This is a genomic window from Kribbella sp. (genome assembly GCF_035655035.1).
Taxonomy (GTDB): Bacteria; Actinomycetota; Actinomycetes; order Propionibacteriales; family Kribbellaceae; genus Kribbella.
In genome coordinates, this window is record NZ_DASRVN010000697.1 from 1 (window position 1) to 4,605 (window position 4,605).

5 protein-coding genes are annotated in these 4,605 nt (G+C 69.5%); 4 read left to right on the forward strand and 1 reads right to left on the reverse strand.

Translation table 11 applies throughout. The features are described 5' to 3' along the window. The 3 genes from VFF46_RS36260 to VFF46_RS36270 form a co-directional block, all read left to right on the forward strand. Nucleotides 1-326: hypothetical protein (locus VFF46_RS36260; protein ID WP_325041783.1), on the forward strand; the 326-nt coding region annotated here is incomplete at its 5' end. 91 nt (nt 327-417) lie between these two features. Further along, on the forward strand, nt 418-1,299 hold the full coding sequence (locus VFF46_RS36265; RefSeq protein ID WP_325041784.1) for a MurR/RpiR family transcriptional regulator: 882 nt from the start codon (nt 418-420) through the stop codon (nt 1,297-1,299). 40 nt (nt 1,300-1,339) lie between these two features. Then, a complete protein-coding gene (locus tag VFF46_RS36270) occupies nt 1,340-2,752 on the forward strand; it encodes a hypothetical protein (protein WP_325041785.1) in 1,413 nt (470 codons plus the stop codon). Nucleotides 2,753-2,852: 100 nt separating this feature from the next. Here the strand turns inward: VFF46_RS36270 and VFF46_RS36275 are convergent, their stop codons facing one another. After that, nucleotides 2,853-4,025: a citrate synthase gene (locus VFF46_RS36275; protein WP_325041786.1), complete on the reverse strand. Its 1,173-nt coding sequence runs from the start codon at nt 4,023-4,025 to the stop codon at nt 2,853-2,855. A gap of 73 nt (nt 4,026-4,098) precedes the next feature. On the opposite strand from VFF46_RS36275, the gene VFF46_RS36280 reads away from it, so the two are divergent. Then, on the forward strand, nt 4,099-4,605 hold a 507-nt coding region (locus tag VFF46_RS36280), incomplete at its 3' end, for a citrate/2-methylcitrate synthase (RefSeq protein WP_325041787.1).

Consider the following 4,605-nt stretch of genomic DNA (forward strand, 5'->3'; position numbering starts at 1 on the left):
GGATCTCCCCGCGAGGTGAACTCAGTGTCACTGGTCTGACCAGTGCACTGGTCGGCGGAGATGGCTTGGCTCTCACGAAGAACGGCAGGCTGATCGCGATCACGAACAAGCTCGGCGCTCCGGGCGTCGAGCGGGCAACGGTGCTGAGCAGTACGGACAACTTCCGTACGGCGCGGGTCCGCTCGGTCGAGCCGTGGCCGGTCGCCGGGCCGACGACGGCAGCGGTCACGCCGGACGGCACGTACGTGCTCAGCGGCCGGATCGACGTACTGCTCGCCGGTGGCTGGTCCGACCAGTTCACCATCCGGCGGATGACGGCGGGCTGACAGCCGGTCGACGACCGGTCTGATGTGATGGCCGGAATCGGTCAGTGTGAATTCTTGTAAATGTTGTCGAGGTGCTCTGAGAATTCTTTACATGAGTGCTGTCGAGTCGCCGCCGCCGAGTCTGGAGGCGCGCATCCACGGCCTGCTGCCGGTGCTCAGCCCGGCGCAGGCGCGGATCGCGGCCGAGGTCCTGCGGGACCCGGCGGCGGTGGCCTCGTCGACGATCGGGCAGCTCGCGGAGCGTTGCGGTACGTCGCTGCCGAGCGTGACGCGGTTCTGCCTGGCCCTCGGCCTGTCCGGGTACGCCGAACTGCGGCTGACGCTCGCGGCCGAGAGTGGTCGGACCAGTCTCAGCTGGGAACGCGGTACCGGGTCCGAGGTCGGGCCCGACGATTCGCTGGACGACGTACTGCGGACCCTGCTCCGGACCGACACCCGCGCGCTCGAGGACACCGTCGCGGCGCTCGATGTCGATGCGCTCGGGCGGGCCGCGGCGGCGATCTCGGATGCGCGGCGGATCGACCTGTACGCGGTGGCCGGGTCCGCGGCGGTCGCGGAGGATCTGCGGCTGCGGCTGCACCGGATCGGGCGCGGCGCCAGTACCTGGAGCGATGTGCACACGGCGCTGGCCAGTTCCGCGTTGCTCGGCGCGGGTGATGTCGCGGTCGGGATCTCGCACAGCGGCGAGACGCTGGAGGTGCTGGAGCCGCTGACCAGGTCCGGCCGCCAAGGTGCGACGACTGTTGCCATCACCAACTATCCGCGCTCGCCGCTCGCGCAGGTCGCCGACATCGTGCTGGTCACCGCTGCCCGCGACGTGACGCTGCGCACCGGGGGACTGGCCGGGCGGCACGCTCAGATGCTCGTACTGGATGCCCTGTACCTGGGCGTGGCCCAACGCGACTACGCCCTTGCCGAACAAGCCTTCGACGCGACCGCCGACGCGGTGGCCGCGCACCGTCACCGTTCCTGACGACCTGTTCTTTCGTTCGACCGCCTATCGGAGGAGAGTCATGGAGAGCCCGCACCAGATCCTCGGTCCCAGCCGCCGCAGCCTGCTGCTCGGCGCCGGCGCAACCGCCCTCACCGCAGCAGCCGTCACCGCATCCACCGGCACCGCGTCCGCCACCGGTACTGCGTCCGGTGCCGCGTCCGCGGCCGCGGGTGCCGGGGTGCTGCCTGCTGATGTCGCCGTACCGTCGCCGGACACCCTGCCCTTGACCGGTGGGCCCGACTTCCCGATCGGGCTGTTCTGGCCGCCGCATCCGTTCGCCAGTACGGCGGACCGGTTCGCGGAGATCAAGAACGCCGGCTTCGACTTCGTCATCTCCGGCAACTACGCGGGCGACGGCAACATCTTCCAGTACCAGCTCGGGCTGGCGCGCGACGCCGGGCTGAAGCTGCTGATCTCGGACGACATCCAGATCCGGAACATGTCCCGCTGGTTCTCGATCTCCGACACCACGACGGACTTCCTCAGCGTGACGCCGGCCGAGGCGCAGGCGCTCTACATCCGCGCGCGGGACGCGTACGGCCCGTACTCCTCGCTGGCCGGCTTCAACTTCTACGACGAGCCGGGCGCCGGGTGGTTCACGACGCTGGGGAAGGCGCTGGCGATCTCGCGCGATCTCGCGCCGCAGCTGCTGCCGTACGTGAACCTGCTCCCGTCCGACGACCCGGCGTACTACCGGAACTTCGTCGACGTGGTGCAGCCGTCGCTGATCTCGTTCGACCGGTACCCGCTGCTGTCCGAGGGCCGCGAGGACACGAACTACTTCCACAACTGGGCGATCGTCCGGGACGCGGCGCTGCACGGCGACATCCCGGCCTGGGTGTACATCCAGACGCTTGCCTACAACAACCATCGCGAACCGACCGCGGCGGAGCTGCTCTGGCAGGTCAACATCAGCCTCGCGTACGGCGCGAAGGGGATCCAGTACTTCACCTACTGGACGCCGGACCCGGCGCGCGGCGAGGGGTTCGGGCCGGCGCTGATCACGGTCGACGGGCAGCGGACCTCGCGGTACTACGCAGCGCAGGAGATCAACACCGGCTGGCTGCATCCGGTCGGACGGGAGCTGAAGCCGCTGGTGTCCGAAACCGTTGAGCACGCCAACGAAATGCCGCTGCCGAACGGTGCGGTCGGGTTCACGCCGACGAATCTGGTGTCGGGGGTGACGGGCAACGCGGTGGTGGTCGGTACGTTCCGGTCGCGTGATGCGGCGGTGAACGATCGCTGGTTGCTGGTGAGCAACCGCTCGCACGGCAGCCGTGCGAAGGCGGTCGTTGCGGTGAATCAGCAGACGGTCGGCTCGGTCGGGGTGTTCCAGCCGGGACGCCAGCAGTACGTGTCACAGCGCGTCGGCCCCGTGCAGGTCTCGCTCGCCCCGGGCGCCGCGACCCTGATCAAGCTGACGGCCAAGTAGGGATCTCGACAGTACGTATACGCCCACTGCCCGGGGATCCGGTGGCCGTCCACGCTTGGGCGCGCGAGTGGTGGGCGTATACGTACTGTCCGGCTGCCGGTCAGGTGGGTTGGCCGGTGTAGATGCCCATGGCGCGGAAGCGGAGGGCGGGGGCGGCGTACTCCTCGAGGGCGTGCGCGGTCCAGCCGATCATCCGGGCGATCGCGAACAGCGCGTCGCCGGCGTCCGGGCGGAAGCGGTACGCGTGCATGATCGCGGCGATCGCGAGGTCGCTGTTCGGGAACGCCGGGGTGCGGTCGGCGATCGCCCGGACCGTGTCCACGATCGGGTGGTCGCCGAGGAGCTCCAGCAGTACGTCGGCGCGCGGGTCGTGGTGCTGGTAGATCCGGTGGCCGAAGCCGGGGATCGGCTTGCCGGAGCGCAGCTGATCCGACAACGCCTTCACCGGGTCGGCCTTCGCGCGGTCGAGGAACTCGTACGCGAGGGTCGGCGCGGCGCCGTGGTACTGCCCGTCGAGCGCACCGAGGCCGGCGGAGATCACGGCGTACAGGTTCGCTCGTGCGCTCGCGGCGACCCGGGCCGCGACGGTGGACACCGCGAGTCCGTGGTCGGCGAGCAGGATCAGCGCGGCGTCGAGCAGCTCCGGCCGCGGCTCCTCCTCCGACAACTTCGGCCAGAGCCGCGCCCCCAGCGTCGGTACGCCGTACGCCGTTGTGCCCGGCAACGCCGCCACCACCGTGCCGATCAACCGCCCCGCCGCGGCCGTCACCGCCCCCGGAGACAGGTCGAACCGCAACGGATCCGCAGCCCCCAGCACCGCCACCGCCACCCGCACCCGATCCGTCAACCGAGCCCCGTCCGGCACCACCCCCATCCCCACCCGAGCCAACTCCACCCCTTGCTTTTCAACCCCGAACACCCCATCAGCATCTGCGCCTACAGGTGGTTGGTTGGTCCAGAGGAGGGTGGCTACTTCCGCGACGGTGGAGGTGGTGGCGAGGGTGCGGGCGGAGTGGCCTCGGTAGTAGAGCTCGTCGTCGGCGAGGAGGGTCAGTTGGGATTCGATCCGCTCTACGACGCCGGAGTGTTCGATCGAGCGGGCCGCGAGGCGTTCGACCTCGTCGGCAGCGAAGAGGCTGCCGCGGCGGCCGCGGGCTCGGGTGCTGGTGAGGAGGCCGCGGCTGACGTACGCGTAGATGGTGGCGGGTTTGACCTGAAGGCGGCGCGCCACCTCGGCGGTGGTCAGGTAATTCTCGTCACCTTCGGCTGGCATTCGCGCTCCTCGCTGCATTCATGTTGACTGGATCAATATTGACAATAGTTGATTGCCTGTCAACCCTGAAGATATGTCAACAACGATCACTGTTCCGCCCGGTCTGCGCAATGTCGTCGTCACCGAGACGACCCTCGGCGACGTCCGTGGCGACGAGGGGTTCTACCACTACCGGCAGTACTCGGCGATCGACCTCGCCAAGTCCAAGACGCTCGAAGATGTCTGGTACCTGATGTTCGAGGGCCGCCTCCCGACCGACGCCGAGCGCGCCCGGTTCGTCGAGGAGCTCGCCCCGCTGCGCGTCCTCCCGGACGAGGTCCGTGCCGTACTTCCCGCGATCGCCGCGGCCGGCCCGGCCTTCAACCCGCTCGCCGGCCTCCGTACGGCGCTCTCACTACTCGCCGCCGTACGTGCGCTGCCGCCGCTCTGGGACGCGGATCCGTCCCGCCGCAAGGCCGACGCGATGCTCGTCTGCGCGGTCACTCCGACGATCCTCGCCGCGCTCTACCGCCTCCGCGAAGGACAGCAGCCGCTGGAGCCGCGCGCCGACCTCACCGCCGCGGAGAACTGGCTGTACCTC

Bases quoted from the DNA above. Each gene is read 5' to 3' on its own strand.
- VFF46_RS36265 (WP_325041784.1), top strand. From the start codon at position 418: ATGAGTGCTGTCGAGTCGCCGCCGCCGAGTCTGGAGGCGCGCATCCAC.
- VFF46_RS36270 (WP_325041785.1), top strand. From the start codon at position 1,340: ATGGAGAGCCCGCACCAGATCCTCGGTCCCAGCCGCCGCAGCCTGCTG.
- VFF46_RS36275 (WP_325041786.1), bottom strand. From the start codon at position 4,025: ATGCCAGCCGAAGGTGACGAGAATTACCTGACCACCGCCGAGGTGGCG.